General features: G+C 68.3%; 24 protein-coding genes and 1 pseudogene. 9 read left to right on the top strand and 16 right to left on the bottom strand.

Annotated elements, in window-relative coordinates:
- Positions 1–371: 371 nt before the first annotated feature.
- Positions 372–785 (top strand): hypothetical protein, encoded by a 414-nt coding sequence (locus IEZ21_RS49240; RefSeq protein ID WP_506004895.1) that lies wholly within the window; start codon positions 372–374, stop codon positions 783–785.
- Between the two features lie 702 nt (positions 786–1,487).
- Here the strand turns inward: IEZ21_RS49240 and IEZ21_RS46100 are convergent.
- Positions 1,488–2,069 (bottom strand): hypothetical protein, encoded by a 582-nt coding sequence (locus tag IEZ21_RS46100; RefSeq protein ID WP_189327783.1) that lies wholly within the window; start codon positions 2,067–2,069, stop codon positions 1,488–1,490.
- A 569-nt stretch (positions 2,070–2,638) separates the two neighbouring features.
- Positions 2,639–3,262 carry an STAS domain-containing protein gene (locus tag IEZ21_RS46095; protein ID WP_246568948.1) on the bottom strand — a complete coding sequence of 208 codons (624 nt, stop codon included), beginning with the start codon at positions 3,260–3,262 and terminating at the stop codon, positions 2,639–2,641.
- A 585-nt stretch (positions 3,263–3,847) separates the two neighbouring features.
- On the opposite strand from IEZ21_RS46095, the gene IEZ21_RS46090 reads away from it, so the two are divergent.
- Complete coding sequence (locus IEZ21_RS46090; protein WP_308429722.1) at positions 3,848–4,030, top strand: DUF4236 domain-containing protein; 183 nt, start codon at positions 3,848–3,850, stop codon at positions 4,028–4,030.
- Positions 4,031–4,286: 256 nt separating this feature from the next.
- Here IEZ21_RS46090 and IEZ21_RS46085 read toward each other — a convergent pair whose 3' ends face one another.
- From IEZ21_RS46085 to IEZ21_RS46070, 4 genes are all read right to left on the bottom strand, one after another.
- Positions 4,287–4,580: a hypothetical protein gene (locus IEZ21_RS46085; RefSeq protein WP_189327782.1), complete on the bottom strand. Its 294-nt coding sequence runs from the start codon at positions 4,578–4,580 to the stop codon at positions 4,287–4,289.
- Positions 4,580–5,203: a hypothetical protein gene (locus IEZ21_RS46080; protein ID WP_189327786.1), complete on the bottom strand. Its 624-nt coding sequence runs from the start codon at positions 5,201–5,203 to the stop codon at positions 4,580–4,582. Before IEZ21_RS46080 ends, IEZ21_RS46085 begins: the two co-directional genes overlap by 1 nt.
- 129 nt (positions 5,204–5,332) lie before the next feature.
- On the bottom strand, positions 5,333–5,506 hold the full coding sequence (locus tag IEZ21_RS46075; RefSeq protein ID WP_189327781.1) for a CsbD family protein: 174 nt from the start codon (positions 5,504–5,506) through the stop codon (positions 5,333–5,335).
- 93 nt (positions 5,507–5,599) lie between these two features.
- Positions 5,600–5,764, bottom strand: a complete 165-nt coding sequence (locus IEZ21_RS46070) for a hydrophobic protein (protein WP_189327780.1) — start codon at positions 5,762–5,764, stop codon at positions 5,600–5,602.
- Positions 5,765–6,481: 717 nt separating this feature from the next.
- Here IEZ21_RS46070 and IEZ21_RS46065 point away from each other — a divergent pair.
- From IEZ21_RS46065 to IEZ21_RS46050, 4 genes are all read left to right on the top strand, one after another.
- Positions 6,482–6,760: a hypothetical protein gene (locus IEZ21_RS46065; RefSeq protein ID WP_189327779.1), complete on the top strand. Its 279-nt coding sequence runs from the start codon at positions 6,482–6,484 to the stop codon at positions 6,758–6,760.
- A gap of 83 nt (positions 6,761–6,843) precedes the next feature.
- Positions 6,844–7,203 (top strand): ANTAR domain-containing protein, encoded by a 360-nt coding sequence (locus IEZ21_RS46060; protein ID WP_189327778.1) that lies wholly within the window; start codon positions 6,844–6,846, stop codon positions 7,201–7,203.
- Between the two features lie 41 nt (positions 7,204–7,244).
- On the top strand, positions 7,245–7,601 hold the full coding sequence (locus IEZ21_RS46055; protein ID WP_189327777.1) for a PRC-barrel domain-containing protein: 357 nt from the start codon (positions 7,245–7,247) through the stop codon (positions 7,599–7,601).
- Positions 7,602–7,665: 64 nt separating this feature from the next.
- A complete protein-coding gene (locus IEZ21_RS46050; protein WP_189327776.1) occupies positions 7,666–8,025 on the top strand; it encodes an ANTAR domain-containing protein in 360 nt (119 codons plus the stop codon).
- A gap of 148 nt (positions 8,026–8,173) precedes the next feature.
- On the opposite strand, the gene IEZ21_RS46045 is transcribed toward IEZ21_RS46050, so the two are convergent.
- Together IEZ21_RS46045 and IEZ21_RS46040 are read right to left on the bottom strand one after the other, a co-directional pair.
- Positions 8,174–8,329, bottom strand: coding sequence for a hypothetical protein (locus IEZ21_RS46045; RefSeq protein WP_189327775.1), 156 nt, complete (start codon positions 8,327–8,329; stop codon positions 8,174–8,176).
- 152 nt (positions 8,330–8,481) lie between these two features.
- The gene (locus tag IEZ21_RS46040; RefSeq protein WP_246568944.1) at positions 8,482–9,081 is read right to left on the bottom strand and encodes a hypothetical protein; all 600 of its coding nucleotides are present in this window, start codon (positions 9,079–9,081) and stop codon (positions 8,482–8,484) included.
- A gap of 450 nt (positions 9,082–9,531) precedes the next feature.
- Between IEZ21_RS46040 and IEZ21_RS46035 the strand changes: the two genes are divergently transcribed.
- The gene (locus IEZ21_RS46035; RefSeq protein WP_189327774.1) at positions 9,532–10,353 is read left to right on the top strand and encodes a SigB/SigF/SigG family RNA polymerase sigma factor; all 822 of its coding nucleotides are present in this window, start codon (positions 9,532–9,534) and stop codon (positions 10,351–10,353) included.
- Between the two features lie 212 nt (positions 10,354–10,565).
- On the opposite strand, the gene IEZ21_RS46030 is transcribed toward IEZ21_RS46035, so the two are convergent.
- The 7 genes and pseudogenes from IEZ21_RS46030 to IEZ21_RS46005 all read right to left on the bottom strand — a co-directional run bounded on the left by IEZ21_RS46030 (position 10,566) and on the right by IEZ21_RS46005 (position 15,398).
- Positions 10,566–11,282 carry a GAF and ANTAR domain-containing protein gene (locus tag IEZ21_RS46030; RefSeq protein WP_189327773.1) on the bottom strand — a complete coding sequence of 239 codons (717 nt, stop codon included), beginning with the start codon at positions 11,280–11,282 and terminating at the stop codon, positions 10,566–10,568.
- A gap of 78 nt (positions 11,283–11,360) precedes the next feature.
- A complete protein-coding gene (locus IEZ21_RS46025; protein ID WP_246568942.1) occupies positions 11,361–12,122 on the bottom strand; it encodes an ANTAR domain-containing protein in 762 nt (253 codons plus the stop codon).
- Entirely contained in the window at positions 12,119–12,760 is a 642-nt protein-coding gene (locus IEZ21_RS48330; protein WP_246568940.1) for a hypothetical protein, read from the bottom strand. The genes IEZ21_RS46025 and IEZ21_RS48330 overlap by 4 nt, the downstream gene beginning before the upstream one ends.
- Positions 12,761–12,788: 28 nt before the next feature.
- Positions 12,789–13,139: pseudogene (locus IEZ21_RS46020) on the bottom strand (slipin family protein); the annotation flags it as partial.
- Between the two features lie 341 nt (positions 13,140–13,480).
- Positions 13,481–13,969, bottom strand: a complete 489-nt coding sequence (locus IEZ21_RS46015) for a DUF5994 family protein (protein WP_189327771.1) — start codon at positions 13,967–13,969, stop codon at positions 13,481–13,483.
- Between the two features lie 281 nt (positions 13,970–14,250).
- Positions 14,251–14,871 carry a DUF5994 family protein gene (locus IEZ21_RS46010; protein WP_189327770.1) on the bottom strand — a complete coding sequence of 207 codons (621 nt, stop codon included), beginning with the start codon at positions 14,869–14,871 and terminating at the stop codon, positions 14,251–14,253.
- A 197-nt stretch (positions 14,872–15,068) separates the two neighbouring features.
- Positions 15,069–15,398 carry an STAS domain-containing protein gene (locus IEZ21_RS46005; RefSeq protein ID WP_189327769.1) on the bottom strand — a complete coding sequence of 110 codons (330 nt, stop codon included), beginning with the start codon at positions 15,396–15,398 and terminating at the stop codon, positions 15,069–15,071.
- Between the two features lie 440 nt (positions 15,399–15,838).
- Here IEZ21_RS46005 and IEZ21_RS46000 point away from each other — a divergent pair, with 440 nt between their 5' ends.
- Positions 15,839–16,333 (top strand): Asp23/Gls24 family envelope stress response protein, encoded by a 495-nt coding sequence (locus tag IEZ21_RS46000; RefSeq protein ID WP_189327768.1) that lies wholly within the window; start codon positions 15,839–15,841, stop codon positions 16,331–16,333.
- 298 nt (positions 16,334–16,631) lie between these two features.
- Here the strand turns inward: IEZ21_RS46000 and IEZ21_RS45995 are convergent, their stop codons facing one another.
- Complete coding sequence (locus IEZ21_RS45995; RefSeq protein ID WP_165338510.1) at positions 16,632–16,814, bottom strand: hypothetical protein; 183 nt, start codon at positions 16,812–16,814, stop codon at positions 16,632–16,634.
- Positions 16,815–17,178: 364 nt separating this feature from the next.
- On the opposite strand from IEZ21_RS45995, the gene IEZ21_RS45990 reads away from it, so the two are divergent.
- The gene (locus IEZ21_RS45990; protein ID WP_189327767.1) at positions 17,179–17,499 is read left to right on the top strand and encodes a three-helix bundle dimerization domain-containing protein; all 321 of its coding nucleotides are present in this window, start codon (positions 17,179–17,181) and stop codon (positions 17,497–17,499) included.
- The last annotated feature ends 775 nt before the right edge of the window (positions 17,500–18,274 follow it).

The following is an 18,274-nucleotide window of genomic DNA, read 5'->3' as shown; positions in this document are numbered from 1 at the left end:
CGAGAAACCGCAGTTCGGCGTCCGCGATCCATCCGCCGCCGAGACCGAGCTGAGACTGAGCAGACCGGTTTCAGTCACGGGACAGGGACGGCCGAGGTGCCGGCCGGCAACCGCCCCTGTGCACGCTCCGCCCGGCTACACGACCCCCGGGAGCAACGCGGCCTGCATCACATCCCGGCAGCGGTCCAAGTGCCGCAGGCGGTGGGGCGTGTACTTTCGGTTTCTCACTGACGATCCGTCAGGAAAGTCCAGCAGCGCCCCAGTAACGGTGCGGACAACCAGGAATCACCCTCCTGGCCCCAGGTGTTGCGAACACGTTCGCAACACCACCCCACGCTTCAGCCCAGCCTCGTGCGCTCCACGGGTGCGCCATGAGCACACCGAACTACCCGCTCGCCCTCGCCCTGGCCTCGACCAGCTGGGGCAACAGTGAGACCGCGCGCCGCATCAACGCCCGCGCTCAGCGAGAGGGACATCGCAGCGTCGCGGTCGACCGCTCGCGCGTGGGTCGGTGGATCCGACAGGGGGAGAAACCTCGGCCTCCCGTCCCGACGTTGCTGGCCGAACTTCTCACCGAGCACCTGGGCCAGCCATACACTCCCGAGTCGCTCGGTCTTGCTCCAGGGCGTCGGGTGCGCGTCCTTCTGGAAGCGGCTGAGCACGAGGCTCTCGTGGCGGTCGCAGCGGCCGCGAATGTATCGGTCGAGGAGTACGTCCGCGCACTGCTCCGCTCCGCCCTTTCCCCATACAAAGGCGCCACTTCCCCATACAAAGGCGCCACATGACGCTTTATTCGCTGAAGGTGCTCTGGCACGAGTACTGGCGGTTCTTGCGTACAACGTGGCGGAGTCGGGGCCAGGCGCGCTTGTCGTCACGCACCACGGGCGGCACTCGGCCGCCGGTACTGGTGGAGCAGCCAGGCCGTGCACGCCAACCGAACCGTGCCCCGACTGCGCCGGACGGATCGAGGTCCATGGAGGCGCTGGCGCATCCCCGGTCGCGCACTGCACGAAGTGCGGGCACATCTGGACCGGGCAGGGCGCCGCAGCGTAGAAGGGGGTCCAGCCCGGCGAGGCTTGATCAGGGCCCCGCCGGGGGCGCGCCCGGTGATCGACCCAGGGCGATGAGCCCGGGAGCCGGTGCGCTGCCAACCACTTTGGAGAGGAAGTCGGCGGCGCCATGATTGCACCGCAGAGAGTCCCCGCGTAAGTGCAGCTCGGCCATGACCTCGACGGCAGAGTCCTCGGACACCGTGCCGTGCCTGTGCATAACGCCCTCTTGTGATCCACAGGGGCGCCACGGTAAAGCGGAGATCGAGAATGCGTGCGGGCCTGTGGATAACCTCGCCGCTCGACCGAGACATACGGCGCTGCGGTCGGACCAGCACCGCGAAGCCGTCGAGCGTGGGCCGCCGCGTGCCAACGGTGCTCCCGTAGGGGCGGGTCAGACGTGCTACGGGCGACGCCTGGACCAATCGGGAGCCACGTTCACCGTGCCGCCATCCCCCGGACTTCGGGCGCCGCCGCCCGGAACAGCACCGCAAGGAGCAGCCAGGTCAGCAGTCCGAATACGAGCGCTCCGCTCGCGCCGAAGTTCGGGAATCGCTCATCGACGTTTGCCGTGATCACGTACGACGTCACGAGCCAGCCAAGCGCCCAGCCAGGCGGGTTCGCAATCGCCCACCACAACGCACCAGGGAGTCGGCGTCGTGCGAGCACCAGCGCCTGCAACGCCCCTACACCGACGCCGGTCACGGCACCGATGAGGACGACGTCTCCTCGATCGATTCCATAGTCGGCCAGAGCCGCTCCTGCGGCCAGGCCCACGGCCATTCCCACACTCGTCGCCGGGATCCAGAGCCAGGAGACCCACTGCCGCAGAGCGAACCACTCCGCCGCTCCGATGATTGCGCCCGCGATGAGGCCGGCAGCGAGCGCAGCTCCCACGGAATCGACTCCGTCAACGACGAGGTCTGCGACAAGTCCCCCGATCGGGAAGCCGACCAGGATCGCCACCGGCCAAAGCCACATCCCGCGCGCGGTACTCGTCCAGTCGCCCTGAGCATCCATGATCCTGCCTCCTCCTCTGTAATCAGTCTCGGCCTTCGGCGCGGAACGCGCCTCCCGGTTCGTATGGCCAGCCCAAGTGGATAGCGCGGATCGCGCGCAGGCCCAGATGTTGGGCGATCTCGATGCGACCGTGCTGGCGGAGGGACTTCTCGCCAGGGGGAAGACGGCATCTGCGAGGGATGCCATTGCCTCCAAGTGCAGCGATAGAGGCTCTGCCCCGACTACCGGGGCGGAGCCTCTGCGCGGTGGAAGGGGAATCCGCTGCGGGCGGGTTCGAGACTCCCTCCGAGCTGGCGCGATCGCCGTGTAGCTCCGGACCATTTTTGCTCTGTGACGGATTGAGGCCGCGTTGGGGCCGCAAGGACAGGAACAGGCTGACAAGGGCTGAGAAGCGCGGACAAGACTTACCTGTCCTGACCTGCGAAAACGTCATGGATGAGCGTTGATCGGCAAGGGCCGCCAAGATCCTTAGAGGACTCATAATCCGTCGGCCGTGGGTTCGAGTCCCACCCGCCCCACCTCAGCAGTGCCCTGACCTGCGGAAACGTTCATTTTCGGGTGCCGGACCGTCAACTTTGCCTGAACGGACTGAATCCGCTGCTCGTGGGTTTAGAGTCCGGCGGCGGTCGGGGAGCTCCAACCCCTCTGACCTGCGGCTGAGTAGATGATCGAGGGTGTCGCTCGCGGTCTGGGCGACTGCCTAGGGGGCCGATGTCAAGACCCAGGGGCCGTACAGGGGCCGGGGCGGCGCGGGCGTGTCCGGGCCGGCGGTGTCTCCGGGGCGATTCGTTGTCCATGGCCGGAGCGAGCCGGTGCGCGGCCTGGTGCAGGGGAGAGGGCCGCGGGGGCGGCCGGCTCCCGGCGAGGGCATCCGGGAGGGTGAGGAAGAGGGAGCCTGAGCCGGTGAGGGCGACGAGGCGTTCCAGCGCCGGGCTGGGGTGGAGCAGTCGCAGGGACCCTCCGGCCGCGGCGGTGTGCAACAAGGCGTAGAGGAAGGCGTTGAGGCCGCTGCAGTCGAAGAAGGTCACGGCGGTCACGTCGACGTCGATGGCGCGGATGCCATCGTGCAGGCACCGCTCCAGTGATGCGTGCACCAGAGGCGCCGAATTCAGGTCGATCTCACCGGTCAGGGTGATCAGCGTCCGGTTGTCCGTCTCGTGCCGGTAGACGTTCAGGATGGGTGGGATACGCATGGGCAGGGTGCCTCGGTTCACGAGACCGTGCCGGACTTGGGGCACGGTCGTACTGTGGTGCAGGCAGGTGAAGGGCCGGTCCAGCAGCCGGTGTTCCGGGGCGTAGGACCCAGCCGGTCCCCTCGGGGATGCGCAGGTCGACGGGACGAATGATCCGCTCTCCGCAGGCATGTGCGCCGAGCAGCGGTGGCCCGCCGGGGTCTGGGACGTCCGTACGCAGCATAGCCCTGAGGCCGGTCCTGCGGCTGGCCTGGGAGAGGGGCACCAGGATGTTTACACGGAGTTGATCGGGCGGCTCCGATGCTCTGCCGCCCTCGACACGGGTGGGCGGTGGCCTGCCGGTCCGTGTGACAGGCTCCGCCGTGTTGCCCGCCAACGCGGTCAGCGATTCGGCTTCGTCGTCATGCCGGTTACGTGAGCGCCGCCTCTGACAAGGGACCGGCGCCGGCCGGACGGCGGTGTCGGTGAGAGCCACGCGCAGCTGACAGCCACCGGCTGCGGTCACTGATCGCAGGTGAAACACCGTCAGCTGGGCAGTCGTCCCGTTGTACCGTCGGTACCACTGAAGGAGCCTTACATGCCTCTGTGCTTCCACGAGCCCATTCGGATCTTGCCGGGGTGCGCCTGAACCTCAACAAGGGCCGGCTGTCCATCACCAGCAGCACGAAGCACGCGCATCACAACGTCAACACGCGCGGGCAGCCGACCGAGTCGGTCCACCTGCCCGGTCCGTCCTCTTGGCGGCGCACTCCCCGCCGGGGAAGGTGACCGTCCCCGGGCCTGGCGTCCGCCGGGCGACATCCGTGCGCTTCGAGTTCCGATGATCTGCCGCCGTCCACCGCAGGCGGGGCCGACGCACGCTCAACTGCTCCTGCAGAACTCGTGCTTGCTGACGTGTGCAGCAGACATTCGGTGATCTCCCGGTAGTGCCTCAGCACGAGCCGTAGTTCCTCTGTCTGTGTTTCGGTCTCCGGGTCCTGCCAGCTTGCGCGGAGGACACGACGCCGTTCTGTGAGGGCGCCTGTCAGGTGGGTGGCGAGTTCGTCGAAGGTGCTGTCGGCCTCTTCCGCCGCTTGGCGCGGCTGCCGGCGAAGTTGCTGAGGGCCTGTTGGAGGCGCAGGGTGAGCTTGTCCCGTTTGCGTTGCGGGAGCAGCTTCGAGCCCAGCCGGCGATCGGCGCCGTCGGCGCTGGTGCCGGGCTCACGCGGTGCGTGAGCAGAGTCGGTGGAGTCGGTGGGAGGTGTCTGCGGGGCGCGCTGCATCGCGGGAACCGGGCTCCCGGCCCGGGGCTGCCGCGCGTGTTTGGCGTTGTGCGACATCAGGTGCTGCTTCCCTTCGCGTGGCGTCGGGTCAGTGGCCACGGCGCGTGTCCTTGGCTGTCGGGGGTCTGCGGGCGGCGCCGGTCCGGGGCAGCCGGTTGGTCGAAGACCAGTGCCTCGAAGAGGCTTCGGGCTTCGACCATGGCTTCCCGCATCTCCTCGGTGCCGCTCTGGTCGTGGGCGGCTGTGTGCATGCTGCGATAACCCTGGACGAAGTAGGCGTGGCGGACGGAGAGGGCAGCCAACTGCTCATCGAACTGCTCGCCGTCAGGGAAACCGCGGTCCTTTGCCAGGCGCGCCAGCAGCGCATCCGCTTCGGTGATGGCCCTCTGCGGTGATTCGACGAACTGCTCTTGAACGGCGGCCCATTCAGTCACGTAGTGCTCGCGGGCCTCGGGTGACAGCGGCTGCTCCCTGAGGGAGCCGTGCCGCTTCACGCGCTCACTGAGTTCCCGCTCGGCCGCCCTGATGTCGCCGTCATGGCGGGCGACGGCACGGTCGTACTCGGGTCCGAAGCGCCTCTTCAGCCCGCGTCCGCCGCTGCCCCGGGCCCTTCCGCGTCCGAGGTAGAGGAGGGTGGCCATGCCAATGACGATCATGGCGATGATCACGACGGTGAACATGGCTGCCTTCTTTGGCTCTTGGTTCGCAGACAGGTCTGCATCATTGCCGTCAATTCCTGTCGGCTCATTGAGTGTTGAGGCCTGCCGGGTGGTGTCCACGTGACGTGGCCACCACCCGGGCGTTTGTGGTCAGCGCCTGAAGGTGTGCTTGGCCTTGGAGCCGGCCTGCTTCAGGTTTCCGGAGACCCGGTCGGTCCTGCCTTGCCGCTGCAGTCGCCTGTTGCGGGTGGTCCGGCCGACGCGTTCGGCAATCCGGCCCTTGAATGCCTGGGTCTTGTGCTTGATCGTCTGTCCGACGCCCATGGTCGGCCTCCTACCTGTCTGCTGAGTGGGGCCCCGCGCGTGATCGTCGTACCGGCCGCCATTCCCGCGGGCGGGATCGGGCCCCGGTGTGGATTACCGGCGGCCGTACCGACGCCTGCCACCGCCGCGCCCGCGCCTCGTGAAGCCGACGATCCAGACGACCAGCAGTACGGCAGCGACCCACCAAAGGGTCTGCATGGTGAAGCCGAACCCGAACACCACGAGGATCAGCAGTAGGAGAAGAATCCAAAGAAACATGGCCGAGCCTCCACGTGGTCACAGGGACAGTTCCTGCGTTCCGCGGGGTCAGGGCGAAGCGGAAGGTGGAAGGCCTCGCCCGGAGAATTCCGGAGCGGTGTAGCCCCACGCCTGCGGTCAGTCAACGCCTGGCAACCTCCCTTGTCAACGTAGCGTCGACACGGAGGAGTTCTGGGAGCTGGGCAGGGGCCGCTGGGGCAAACGGAGCCTCGACGGGGGATTCAGCCGGTTCGGCCGGCGGCGACGGCAGGACGTGGTCCTCCCACCAGGACAGGCCCAGCACGGTGGCGAGCAGGACGAAAGGAGCCGAAACCGGAACGATCAGCGCGTACATGTGTACCGCCTGTCGTGGGATGCGTGCGACGCGACGGGCAGCAGATTGTTGCCCGCTTGAGGCACATCGGGGCCGCGCCGGGGATCACAAGACGATGGGCGTGTGCGGGAACGGCCTCGCTCGTGACGCGGCGGGTTCCGGCACCGATGCGCAGGGTGCGCCCCCTGGGGAGCGCGATGGCGGTGCGACGCTGCCGGGGGCCGGGGCGGCACGACGCATGCTAGCCCCCGCCGCATTTCCCGAATAGGTGTCAAGCAGCCATCCCTGCCGGACAGGACGCACCGATGTCGCGCCGTATCCGCAGTCTTCGGACAGGACTACGCTGTGGGGTGAGGCCCCAGTCCCCGGTATCGATGCTGTGTCCAGCTCCCGGGAGGCCCGCCGTGTTCGTCCTGCTACTCATCCTCATCATGGTCTTGTTCGGTTTCGGCTTCCTCGATCCCATCTGGTGGGTGGCCGCGGCGGTGTTGGTCTTCGGGGCGACCCGCTACGGCCGCGATCGTGGCGGGGGCCGGGGCCGTAGCAGCAGGTCCGATCTCGGGGACTACCGGGACTATCAGGAGCGCCGGGATCGTCAGGACCGCTGGGACCGCCGCTACAGCCGCCGACACCGAGCGCGCTGGAGGCGCGAGGACCGGCAGGACCGCGAACACCGCAGGTGACCCGTGAAGCGACCCAGCAGCCAGGCAGTCCGGAACGGCTTCAGCCAGGCCGGACACGTCGAGGGCTCGGAGAGACACATGCCATGCAACGCACAAGTGTGATCCAAGAAGAGTGGTGGGATCTGAAGGCCGAGGTCTCGTGGGGGAACGCGCCGGTCGGGCAGGATGTCGTCGCGCTGCTCGCCGAGAACGATCAGCTGCGGCGGGCACTGTCCGGCCGTGTGGTGATCGACCAGGCCTGCGGCATGGTGATGGCCCTGACCCCGTGCCGCCGTGGGGCGGCCAGGAACCTGCTGGTGGATGTCTCACGGCAGTGCGATCTCAAACTCCGGGAAGTGGCGGCGGCTCTGGTCGCCACCTCGGAGGGTGAGCCGCTCCCGGGGCAGATCCATCGGGCGCTGCGTCGTGCGCTGCGGCGGCTTCATACGGCAGACCTGCGATGAGGTTCATGCCGACCAGGCAAGTCCTTCGGTAGGGAGAGGTCATGATTCACGCAGCTGATGTCCGGGAATGGCGCGATCTCGACGTCGTCGATACCGAGTCCCACAAGATCGGTGTCCTCGAAGCGGTCTATGTGGACACCATCACCGATGAGCCGGCCATGGCCACCGTACGAACTGGACTGCCCACCCGGCACCGGCTGGTCTTCGTCCCCTTGGAGGACGCGATCGCCGGGCCGGGCTATCTCAAGGTCGCCTATGTCAAAACGCTGGTGAAGCAGGCACCTTCGATCGGCACCGACGACGTGCTGCCCGCCGACCAGGAGGAGGCGATCTTCAAGCACTACGGCCTGCCATACAAGCCCGGTGCAGCCGGTGAGAGGCAGTTGGCGCGCCGCTGACCGCCTATGGGCACGACGACTGTGTTGTGAGGACTGTGTTGTGAGGACTGCTGAGGTACGCACCATGCGCCAGGTGACCGCGCCCCGTGAAGAACGGCCGCTGCTGACGGCTGTGGCTTCGGCAGGCGATGCGGCTTTGTTGGCCGAGGTCGTCGAACTGCGTGCCAGGAACGAGCAGTTGGGGCGGGCGCTGGCGACCCGTGCGGTGATCGACCAGGCGCGCGGCATGGTGATGGTCCTGGCGCCGTGTTCCAGCGCGAGGGCATGGGATCTGCTGGTGGGCGTGTCGCAGCACTGCAATATCAAGCTCCGGGATGTGGCTGCGGCTCTGGTCGCCACGACGAAGGACGAGACGCTCCCGGAAGAGATACAGCGGGAGCTTCGCCGGGCGCTGCGGCGCCTGCATGCGGCGGACCGGGGGTGACGGAGTGCCCTCCAGCGGACGGCACCGGGAGCTGTGAGCTCAACTCTCCGGTGCCTTCGTCCGGGCCGGCCGTCGGACGCCCCTCCTGTGTAGCCCACTTCGGGGATCTCAAACACCGGCCCGTCGGCTTACCGCCCGTTCGGTCTGGTCAAGTGCAGAAACGGCTGCCGTCGGACGATGCCGACAGCAGAGCGGAGTTCAGCGCCCGCAGTACGGCACACGGGTCGCGCTCCAACAGGGCGGTGGAGCGCAGGGTGTTGATCGGGGCGGCGGCGTAGAACCGCACCCGAGCCGGACCGGTCACCAGCTCGTGCGTGCGGGCGAGGGGGTCGTCGAGGGAGTGTCCAGGATGTCGTAACGACGCACCGCCGCGATCCGCCGCGCCTCCTGTTCCGGCGACAGATCCACTCGCTCCGCCACGCCTCCACATGCGCCGCGTCCGGCCGGCGCGGACGGCTATTCGGGCCGTTGGGTCTGGTCGTTGTGGGCGAGGCCGTCCGGATGTTCCGCCGTGCGCTCGCCAAGAGGAAGAACGAGTACTCGTAAGGCCGTTGGGCCGGGAAGTCGGTGGATCTGCCCCGCCTCCTGCCAGCCCCAGTTCTTGAAGGCGGCACAGGCTGAACGGTCGGACTGATCCACCAAGGTGACGCCGAGCGAAGCCTGGTGGTCGGCGAGCAGACGCTCCTGGAGTCGGCGGGCGAGTCCGTGGGCGTGCTTGTGCGGATGGACGAGGGTTTCGAGGATTGCGAAGACATGTCCGGACGCGGTCAGTTGCTCAAGGTTCTGCGGCATCGGTCCGTCGAACCCCTGCCACCAGGAGCCGTCGCGCGGCACGGGGAATCCGAAGACACACCCGGCCAGGGACCGCGCCTCGGCGACCAGCATGTCGAATCCCGGCAGCTGTACGTCGTTTGCCAGGCGGTGCAGGAACTTCTGCCGGTCGTGGAACTCCTCACCGGGAGCGGCTGCGGAAGACTCCACGTACAGATCCGCCAGGTCCTCCCGCAGGCCTTCGGCCTGCCAGCGGTTCAGCCGGCGCAGACGCACCGTGTCCATCGCGGACGGCTCAGAGCCTTCGAGTTCGTGTGGTTGCCGCGGAGCGGGCATGACGCGCCTCGGTTCAGGGGGCCGGAAGATGTGCGGGACTGCCATCGTGGCCGATGGGCGGTGCGGCGCCTGGGTCTGGGACGTCTGTTCAGCAGCATAGCCCCGGATCGGCGCCGCGCCGGGGCCCGTTGGGGGGCACGGGGCCACTGTGGCGCCGGCAGATGGACGGGTGAGTGCGCTGACCAGCTTGTCGACGGCAGGCGTCCCTTCGCCCGCGCCCCCGTGAGCAGCCGCAGTTGTGTCGCGGAGAGCTGTTTGAAAGCGGACTGTCCGGGAACCCGCCTGGTGTGCTTCAGACCGGAGGCACGCCCGTGGGAGCAGCTTTCGCTGCTCCCCTGTGCGCTGCGGTCTGCCGGCTCCCACGGTGAGTGACGCCACCAATCAGGGAGACACGTGCCCATGCCGGACCAACGCACGCAGAGCCCACGAAGCGCATACCCCTACGCCGACGCGCCGGACACCGACGCCGCGTTCCGCCGAATCGCTGCCCTACCGGGCGGCCCGGAGAAGTCCGCGCTGCGGCAGGAGGTGGTATGCGCCTGGATGCCGATGGCCGTACGGCTCGCCCGGCGCTTCCGCCATCGTGGTGAGACCTTCGAGGACCTCAAGCAGGTCGCCCAACTGGGCCTGGTCAAGGCGGTAGCCCGCTTCGACCCCAGTCGCGGCACCGCCTTCCCGAGTTTTGCCATACCGACGATCCTCGGCGAGGTGAAGCGGCACTTCCGTGACGAACTGTGGGTCGTGCATGTGCCGCGGCGCGTACAGGAGCTGCGCCGTCAGGTCCGCTCCGCCGACCATGAGTTGTGCTCTTCGCTGGGAGGCCGCATCCCCGCAGTCCACGAGATCGCCGCACACGCCGGCCTGACCGAGGCCGAGGTACGGCTGGGTCAGGGGGTTCTGGAGAGCTTCACCGCCCGGTCCTTGGACTCTGTGCCCGGCCACTCCGAGGACAGCCACCCCCTGACCGACACCCTCGGTGGCATGGAGCCCGGCTTCGACCGGGTCGTCAACCGTGAGGCGCTCCGCCCTCTGCTGCAGGCACTGCCCGAACGCGAACGGCAGATCCTGTACATGAGGTTCTTCTGCGAGATGACGCAGGCCCGCATCGGCCTACAGCTCGGTGTCTCCCAGATGCACGTCTCCCGTCTGATCACCCGCACCTGCGCACGCCTGCACGACCAGGTGATGGCCGACGCCGACGAACTCAGGAGGGCATCGTGACAATGTCCCGGGTGCACGGGCGGCGATCGGGCTGATTGTCTTCGGCGCCTCGTGCTTCTCCTCGACGCGGTGGCGCCGTCCGTGAGCCGGTGCTCACCGGAGGCGGTCAGCGGTCGAGCATCCAAATGCGTATCGCCGATGCCATCACCAAGTTCACCGGTTCGATGCCGTTCGTCTGTGTCCACGCGATCGCTTTCGCGTTCTGGATGCTGTCAGGTGCACAGACCGGGGAAGCGTTCGGAGTCGTCGATGAAGGCGCGGGCCACGTCGGCCAGGCGCCGGTTGTGGGCGCGGGCGTAGCCGCGCAGAGCGGTGAAGGCCTGTTCCATGTCGATGCCCTGGCGTTCGGCGAGTTTCCCCTTGGCCTGCTCGATCAGTACCCGGCTGTTCAATGCCGTCTGCAGCTGTTCGTTGAGCACCGTGCTGCGGTGGGTGGTGCGTTGTTGCAGGAGGCTGATGGTGGCGACGTCGGCCAAGGCCTGGGCGATGAGGGTGGCGGCCGGGTCGAAGGGGCCGGGGGCGGCACGGAAAAGGTTCAGGGCGCCCACGGTCTCGTCCCGCAGACGCATCGGCAGGGCCTGGACCGCCCCGAAACCGCTGTGGTGGGCCACCGTAACGAAGCGCGGCCAGCGATCGACCTCCCGGGTCAGGTCGGGGACGATCACCTGTGTGCCGGTGCGGAAGCACTCGAGGCAGGGGCCTTCGTCGTTCTGGAGCTGGAAGAGTTCCAGCAGGCGTACCTGTTCGTCGGAGGCGGCCATGACGCGGAGTTCGCCGTCGCGGTCCGCGAGCAGCACCCCGGCCGCACTGGCGCCGAGCATGCCCACGCAGCGGTCGGTGAGCAGGCGCAGGAAGTCGATCAGGTCGAAGTCGGCGACCAGGTTGTCCGCCAGCTCGACGAAGGTCTTGGCCAGGAGCTGCTGATTCATCGTGACACCCTCGATTGAGACTAGTCCCGCCGGGATGGGGCGGGAAGTGCAGCACGTTCATCGGATGGCACCGGTGCGTCAGGTTTCCTCGTCGGTCCGTCTCGGTTCCGTGTCCGGGGAGAAGCGGAGCCGGTGGGCCACCACGTCGGCGGCCACCTCGGCGAGTCGGCGTCCCTGCGTATAGGCGTAGGCGCGGAGCCGGACGAAGGCTTCGTCGATGCCGACGCCGAGTTGGACGGTGAGGATGCCGGTGGCCTGGTCGATCTCCGGCCGGTATCCGCCCAGGTCCTCGAAGCAACGGTCCGGCAACGGTCCGCCGGTCGCCGCGCCTGTCTCGTCGATCCTTGTATCGAGCAGGAGCAGCGTCGCGAGATCGGCGAAGGCCAGCGCGTCGGCCAGCTCCTCCGCGTCCAGCACGGTCGGCACGTCGGCGTACAGGTCCAGGACTCCCGGGCTGATCGCCCCTATCTGCAGGGGAAACGCGAACACCGCGCGCGCTCCGGCTTCCAGGGCCGCATCGGCGAACACGGTCCAGCGGTCCTGCAGGCCACCGGTGAGCAGATCGGGTGCCAGGATGGCCGAGCCGTGCAGGAAGGCGTCCACACAGGGCCCCTCGCCCAGGGTGAGCTGGAGCTCCTCCAGTTGTTCGCTGATGGCGTCGGTGCTGCACAGCTGATGGCTCGGCGTGGTCCGGGACATCGCCGACAGCCCGGCCCCGCCGACCGGGAGCGCGGCCACGGCCGCGGTGCACACGTCCACCACGCCGACCTGGGTGCCGCGTCGGGCCGCCTGCTCGGCGACCAGTGCCTGGATACGGGCCGACCGGCGGTGGGGCCTCACCCGGGCCACCGCGTCCAGGCATCGTGCGCAAGCCCCTCCAGCCTCACGGCGGTTGGTTCCCCGACGGGAAGGACCAGCACCCGGAGCACGGTGGCGCTGATTGGCCTCCAGATCTCTCTCAGGTCCAGCCATCCCCAGGAGCGGAGCGCAGTGAGCGTTGTGAGATCGGCCCGGTCCGCCAAGGTGGCATCGAGTGTCGCCTGCTGGTCGGTCAGCGGCCGCTCCTGCAACCGGCGGGCCACGTCCTGGTCCTGCGGGTGCGGGCGGACCAGGATGTCGGTGATCGCGAAGACGCTTCCTGACTCGGTGAGTTGCTCGATGCTGTGCGGCAGTGCTCCGTCAAACCCTGGCCAGTAGAAGCCGTCGCCGCGGATCGGGAATCCGAAGGCGCATCCCACCGGGCCGTCCGTCTCTGCGATCACCATGGCGAACCCCGGCCGACGGATGTCGAAGGCGAGACGGTTCAGAAAGTGCCGACGGCTGGGACGGCGGTACGCCTCACGGGGTGACGTCTCGCGGGAGTCCACGTACAGATCCGCCAGTTGCCCGCCCAGGCCCTGTGCCAGCCGGCGGTTCACCCGACGCAACCGCACCGCGTCCATGGTGGGCGACTCGCCGCCACGGAACTTCGCGCTCACCCGACGACTGCCGGGGACCAGGGGGAGATCAGCTGTGGGCATGTGACGCGCCGGAGTCGGAGTCCGCTGGTGTCAGCCAGTTGTCCCGCTGTTCCCGGGCCACTGCCGCACGATTGCCGATCCGCTCTCCGCTCAGAGAGCCGACCGGCTCTCCACGCAGCGAGAAGGTGGGCGTGGTGGGCGGGCCGGGGGTGGTCAGTTCGGGGAGCGCGGGGCGCGGGATGCTCCGGTGGGTGGATTCGCCGTCAGTCTCCCGGCTCTGGTGCTCGAAGAAGCGGAGCATCTCCACCGGGAACGGCATGACCAGGGTGCTGTTCTTCTCCGCCGAGACGTCCACCACGGTCTGCAGCAGGCGCAGTTGGAGAGCGCCCGGAGTGTTGTCGGCCATCCGGTTGCCGATCGGCCGGATGACGCGCAAGCCGGGCCCGCGGATGTCCGGCAGCAGCCGCCCGAAGGGGAACACCACGCCCTTCTCGTACTGCTGGACGTTGCGCAGGCTCTTGGCGAGCAGGATCAGCCCGGCCACGGCGAACACCACCAGCACGGTGATCAGAACACCCATGGTTCTCACATTCCTTACGTCGATGGTGTCCCGGAACCCGAGCGGTCCGGGAAGCACTCGGCGCGGGAAGACCCCGGCCTGTCGTCTGCGGTGCGGCGGCCGGGGTCCTGGGTTGCGGGTTGTGCGATTGCTGAGCGGTGCGGCTCCTGCCGGCCCCGTCAGTCGGGAGAGCGGGACGGTACGACGGGCAGGTCGGCCGGGGTGACACCAGCGGCGGCGAGAACATGCTCGGCCGAGACGGCGTTGTTGTCCCGTACGGCCATGGCCATCGCGGCGTGGGCGGGGGAGGGGGCCGTCTGTGGAGGGATCACCAGGAACAGGAAACGGTCCTGGGCCCCCTTGGTGACGATCATCGTGCTGTCCCCGACGGCGGACCAGTCGATACGGACCGTATGCCCCGCGACGACCAGATGGCCCGGGGTCTCGTCCCAGTCGCTCGAGTCGAGGCCGACGCGGGCGATGGTGCCCAGCCGGGCCGTCAGCGCGATGACCAGGCCGGACAGTTGGCTCCCGATGTCGCGCGACCGTGGCCACCACGCGCCGTCGAACGTTCCCGTGCGCTTGGATGTCGTCTCCATCCGCAGGACCGCGGTGCCGGGAAGCACCGGCTCACTGCTGGTGTCTGCCAGGAGCTGGGTGGGGAGCATGATGACTCACTTCCCTTGTGTCCGGGCCCGGCGCCGTGGCCGGAGCCGCCCACGTCCCCCGTCGCGATGGTCGCGGCGATCACCGGTACCGCTCGTTGTGGCGCGACCGCGAACCTGCTGCGGGGCCGATGGCGCCGGTCCCCGGGCAGCCGACCGGGAGCGGCCGTAGTGGAAAGCGGCGATGCGTTCGTCGTGCTGGTTGTTGAGCCGGTGGATCAGGAACGCGCCCAGAGCGACCATCGCCAGGAGCGCCACTACGGTCACGAAGGTCTCCATGGCCCTCACACCCCTTTCGCCGGATGCTGTGTCGGAAGAGCGACTGCCGGGATGGCGAGTACCGGAGCGGTGACTGTCGGGATCCGTGGACGTGAGGGTGGACCGCCTGCCTCATGGCCTCCTTCGGCGTCCCAGACCGCCTCCACGGCCCGGTCGGTCTCCGTCACTGTGCGCAGGCGCGCCGCCTCCGCCATCAATTGGCTCGCGGTCGACGTGCGCAGTGGGTCGCTCGCGGCGGCCATCAGCCAGGCGGCCGAGACGGGAGCCGTCTGCGGAGGGATCACCAGCAGGTCCCAGCGGCCCACGCGGTAGGAGAGGAGCAACATCTGGTGCGGGTCTTGCTGGGTCGGGAACGAGCCCACCTTCACGACATGCCCGTCGACGGGCACCTTGCGCGGGACGGTCGGCCAGTGTGCGGGATTGACCGTGACCCTGGTGATCCGCCCCCACAGCGGATCGAGCACGGCCGTCAGCGAAGGAAGTTCCGCCCAGAGATCGCGGGAGCGGGGCCACCAGGCGCCGTCCAGCAGAGCCGGTGCGGAACCGCTGGGAGCCAGCGACATGCGGGGAGAGGGAGGGGAGGGCCGGTCTTCGAGTGTCGGCGTGTACGAAACGGTCGCGGTCATGATGCGAACCCTGCTCCGGACCGGTCGGAACCGGCCCGGCGTAGCCAATCGCCGAAAACGACACGAGCATGGAGGCCGGTGCGCGAAATACTCTCGGTAACCCCAGCGTACTCCTCCGGTGAGCCCACGGACTGTGTCCAGGCGTCGCGGGACCCGGGATGCCGCGAGGCCGACATCGACGGTGCGCATGCCGTCGCTCAGGCATCCGCCATGGCCCACCCTTCCGTGACTGCCCCTACCTGGATCGGGCCGTCACCGCACATCGCCCGAGAGGACAGGCACCATCGGAACATGCCGGTGCGGTGCGGCCGGAACGCGACCGGCGCATCCCCGAGAGGAGGTGACAGGTGCCCGAACGGACGGCCGAGGAGCAGGAAAGCGCAGTCGGTGAGGTTGACCAGCAAGGCAGACATCGGTGGCGGGTAGTGCAGTCGCAGGGTCCCGCCCGTCACGGTGGTCTGCTGGGAGGCGTGGAGGATGGCGTTGAGGCCGCTGCAGTCGCAGAAGGTGACGGTGGGAGGGGACATAGTGCCTCGGTTCTCACGATCATCCGGCAGCGCACGCGGTGACGCAGGGATTCCCGGCCCCCTTGGCCCGCTCCCGGCAGGGGCGTACGTTCGGTGGAGGTGGAGCAACGGCCGGTCCGACAGCCTGTGCGACAGGACGGAGGACCCGCCCAGTTCCCTCCAGGGGCGCGCCGGGTGACGAACGAAAGGTCAGCTCCCCGCACCATCTGTGTCGAGCAACGACAAGCCGCCGGGGTCTGGCACGTCCGTACAGCAGCAGAGTCCTCATCCCGGTCCGACGGACGGCCGGAAGCCGCCCGTTCCCCCCCCGCCTGGAAGGTGCCAAGACGTGATGCCGCGCGGGCATATCCGGTGCCCTGCACGGTACTGGGAGGGCAGCGCGGCGACCGACGGCCGCCCCGTCACGGCAGTCCGTGCATCGCCCGAGGAGGTGGCTTCGCATGACGGAGCCGAACAGTTCAACCCTGCAGCAGGCCGATCCCGGTGAGCCCCGCGCCGGCGGGGGCACGATGCTGCAGGCCGCACGGCCCGGGCCTCAGGAACCGCCGGGGACCCGCGGCCGGACGACCATCGCGGACGGGGTGGTGGAGAAAATAGCCGGGATCGCCGCACGCGAGGTCCCGGGAATCAACGCACTGGGCGGCGGATTCACTCGCACCATGGTCGCGGTGCGCGACCGGGTCCCGGGAGGGCGCTCGAGTACTGGGCGCGGCGTCAAGGTCGAGGTCGGTGAGAAGCAGACCGCCATCGACCTCCAGGTCGTCGTCGAATACGGGATAAGCATCACCGACGTCGCCGCGGAAGTCCGCGAGAACGTGATCGCGGCGGTGGAACGGATGACGGGCCTGGAAGTCGTCGAAGTGCACATCGCCGTCAACGATGTGCACCTTCCGGACGAGGACACGCCAGAGAGCGTCGAGGACCGGGTGCACTAGAGTCACGGGCCGGCAGACACGGGGGCGCGACTGCCCAGACGTGGCGGCCGCGCTGCGTCGAACAGCAAGGCGTGAGGCTCAGCCGGCATACCGGTGATCGAATGTCCCGGACGTACTGAACAGCTGCGAGGCGGGCCGGGCAAGGACTCCGCGCCATCGCTCTTCCGCGACATCTGGACAGCCACCAGCTGGAGGCGCTGATCGCCTGATCCGGGCGCAACTCGGCCCGGCTGATGGGCAATTCGTGGCGACTCCGCGTTCGGATCCGCCGACAAGAGGATGGAACGCATCGCCCAGCTCAGCGCCGACGTCCGCTTCCCCGGGAGGACCGGCCAGACCCCACGCCGGCCGAGTGCACAGCGAGGAAAGCAAGCCCGACAAGCATGAGGCTCGTCGGGCTGAAGATCACCTCTGTCGACGTCTCGGTGACGCGGATGACGAAGGCGATGACGAAGAGGGCGGCCGCCACGAATGCCAGCATCTGTCTACTCCTGCCGATGGACGGCGAGCCACACGTGATCCCGGTGGCTGCACCGCTGCCCGCTGGCTTCCCCGGATTGCGCCGATCAGTCGTGCGACTCCGGGGCCGGAGGCGACAGCGACACCCTGGTCGCCTGACCTGCTGAAGCTGTGAACGAGGCAATCGGGACTGCTGGTACCGCGAATCCCGTCGGCCGCCCAGCCCGCAGGCCGACCGAACCGAGATGTCGAGCTGATGAACAAATCTGGTGGGCCGTTCCACGGACGCGATCCGTGCAGGCTTGGGAAGTGGACAGGCCGACGCCGAGCACCCGGATACTGATCGGATGCCGCGGTCGGCCGTCAGCGACAGTGAGGAGCGCGCCATGGGCGCGAACACGGCCGAGTCTGCGTTACCTGACACCATTCAGGAGCTGACAGACCGACTGACGGCCTCCTACGCCAACCTGGTGACGGCCGCAGTCGTGCGGGATATGGTGCAGGACTGCTATCAGCCGCTCAGCAACGCTCGTATCGCCAACTACGTGCCGATCCTCGTCGAGCACAGCAGCCGCACCAAGCTACGACAACTCACCCGACGCCCCAATGCCACGCCTCTCCTTCGCGAACACTCCGACGGGATACGAGGCCACTCAATTACCGCGGCCTTGCGAAGGGTTCGAATCGCCCTGACCCGCTCGGCATAGGCACCGCGCCCGTTGAAGGCACACTTGGCACGCGGGCCCGCTCGATCATCTGCTCGGCCAGTCCCCGGTCCCCTGGAATTCGATCGTCCAGTTGGATGGCTGGCTCAGGCGTTGGCGGGTGTGCCGTCGACACCGGCTACCCGCGCGGCCGTGACCGTGGTCACCGCCGGTCCGCCTCTCGGCCCGCCCGCGGGGATGGCCACAAGGCCGTGGGGGTGACCGCGTACGCGTCCGGCTGCTCCCTGCGCTTACCGGGGGCCCCGCATCGTTCAGGGCCGCTCAGCTCGCCCTGGGTGCAGTCCATCGCCGGTAGCCTGCTCATAGATGTCCTGGCCTGCGGTAACGGCCACAGAGGCTCCGCTCCGATACCAGGGGCGGAGCCTCTGCGCGTTGGAAGAGGAATCCGCTGCGGGCGGGTTCGAGGCCCTGGTCTGAGGTGGGGTGACCGCTTGGTGCGGCCGGACCATTTTTGTTCTGCGACGGATTGAGGCCGCGTTGGGGCCGCAAGGACAGGAACAGACTCACAAAGGCCGAGAAGCACGGACAAGATTTATCTGTCCTGACCTGCGAAAACGTCATGGGTAAGCGTTGATCGGCAAGGACCGCCAAGATCCTTAGAGGACTCATAATCTGTCGGCCGTGGGTTCGAGTCCCACCCGCCCCACCTGTGCAGGCTTCTGACGCGTAAATAGCTCCAGGTCAGGGACTGTTTGGGCAGGGCTGGGTGCCCGGCGTCCGTGGAGGCCGCCGGGCGCTTGCTCTGTGGGCAGTCAGG

The sequence above is a fragment of the Streptomyces flaveus genome, assembly GCF_014647675.1.
GTDB classification, from domain to species: Bacteria; Actinomycetota; Actinomycetes; order Streptomycetales; family Streptomycetaceae; genus Streptomyces; species Streptomyces flaveus.
The sequence above is the reverse complement of the archived record's forward strand: the minus strand, read 5'-3'. Positions and strand labels throughout refer to the sequence as shown.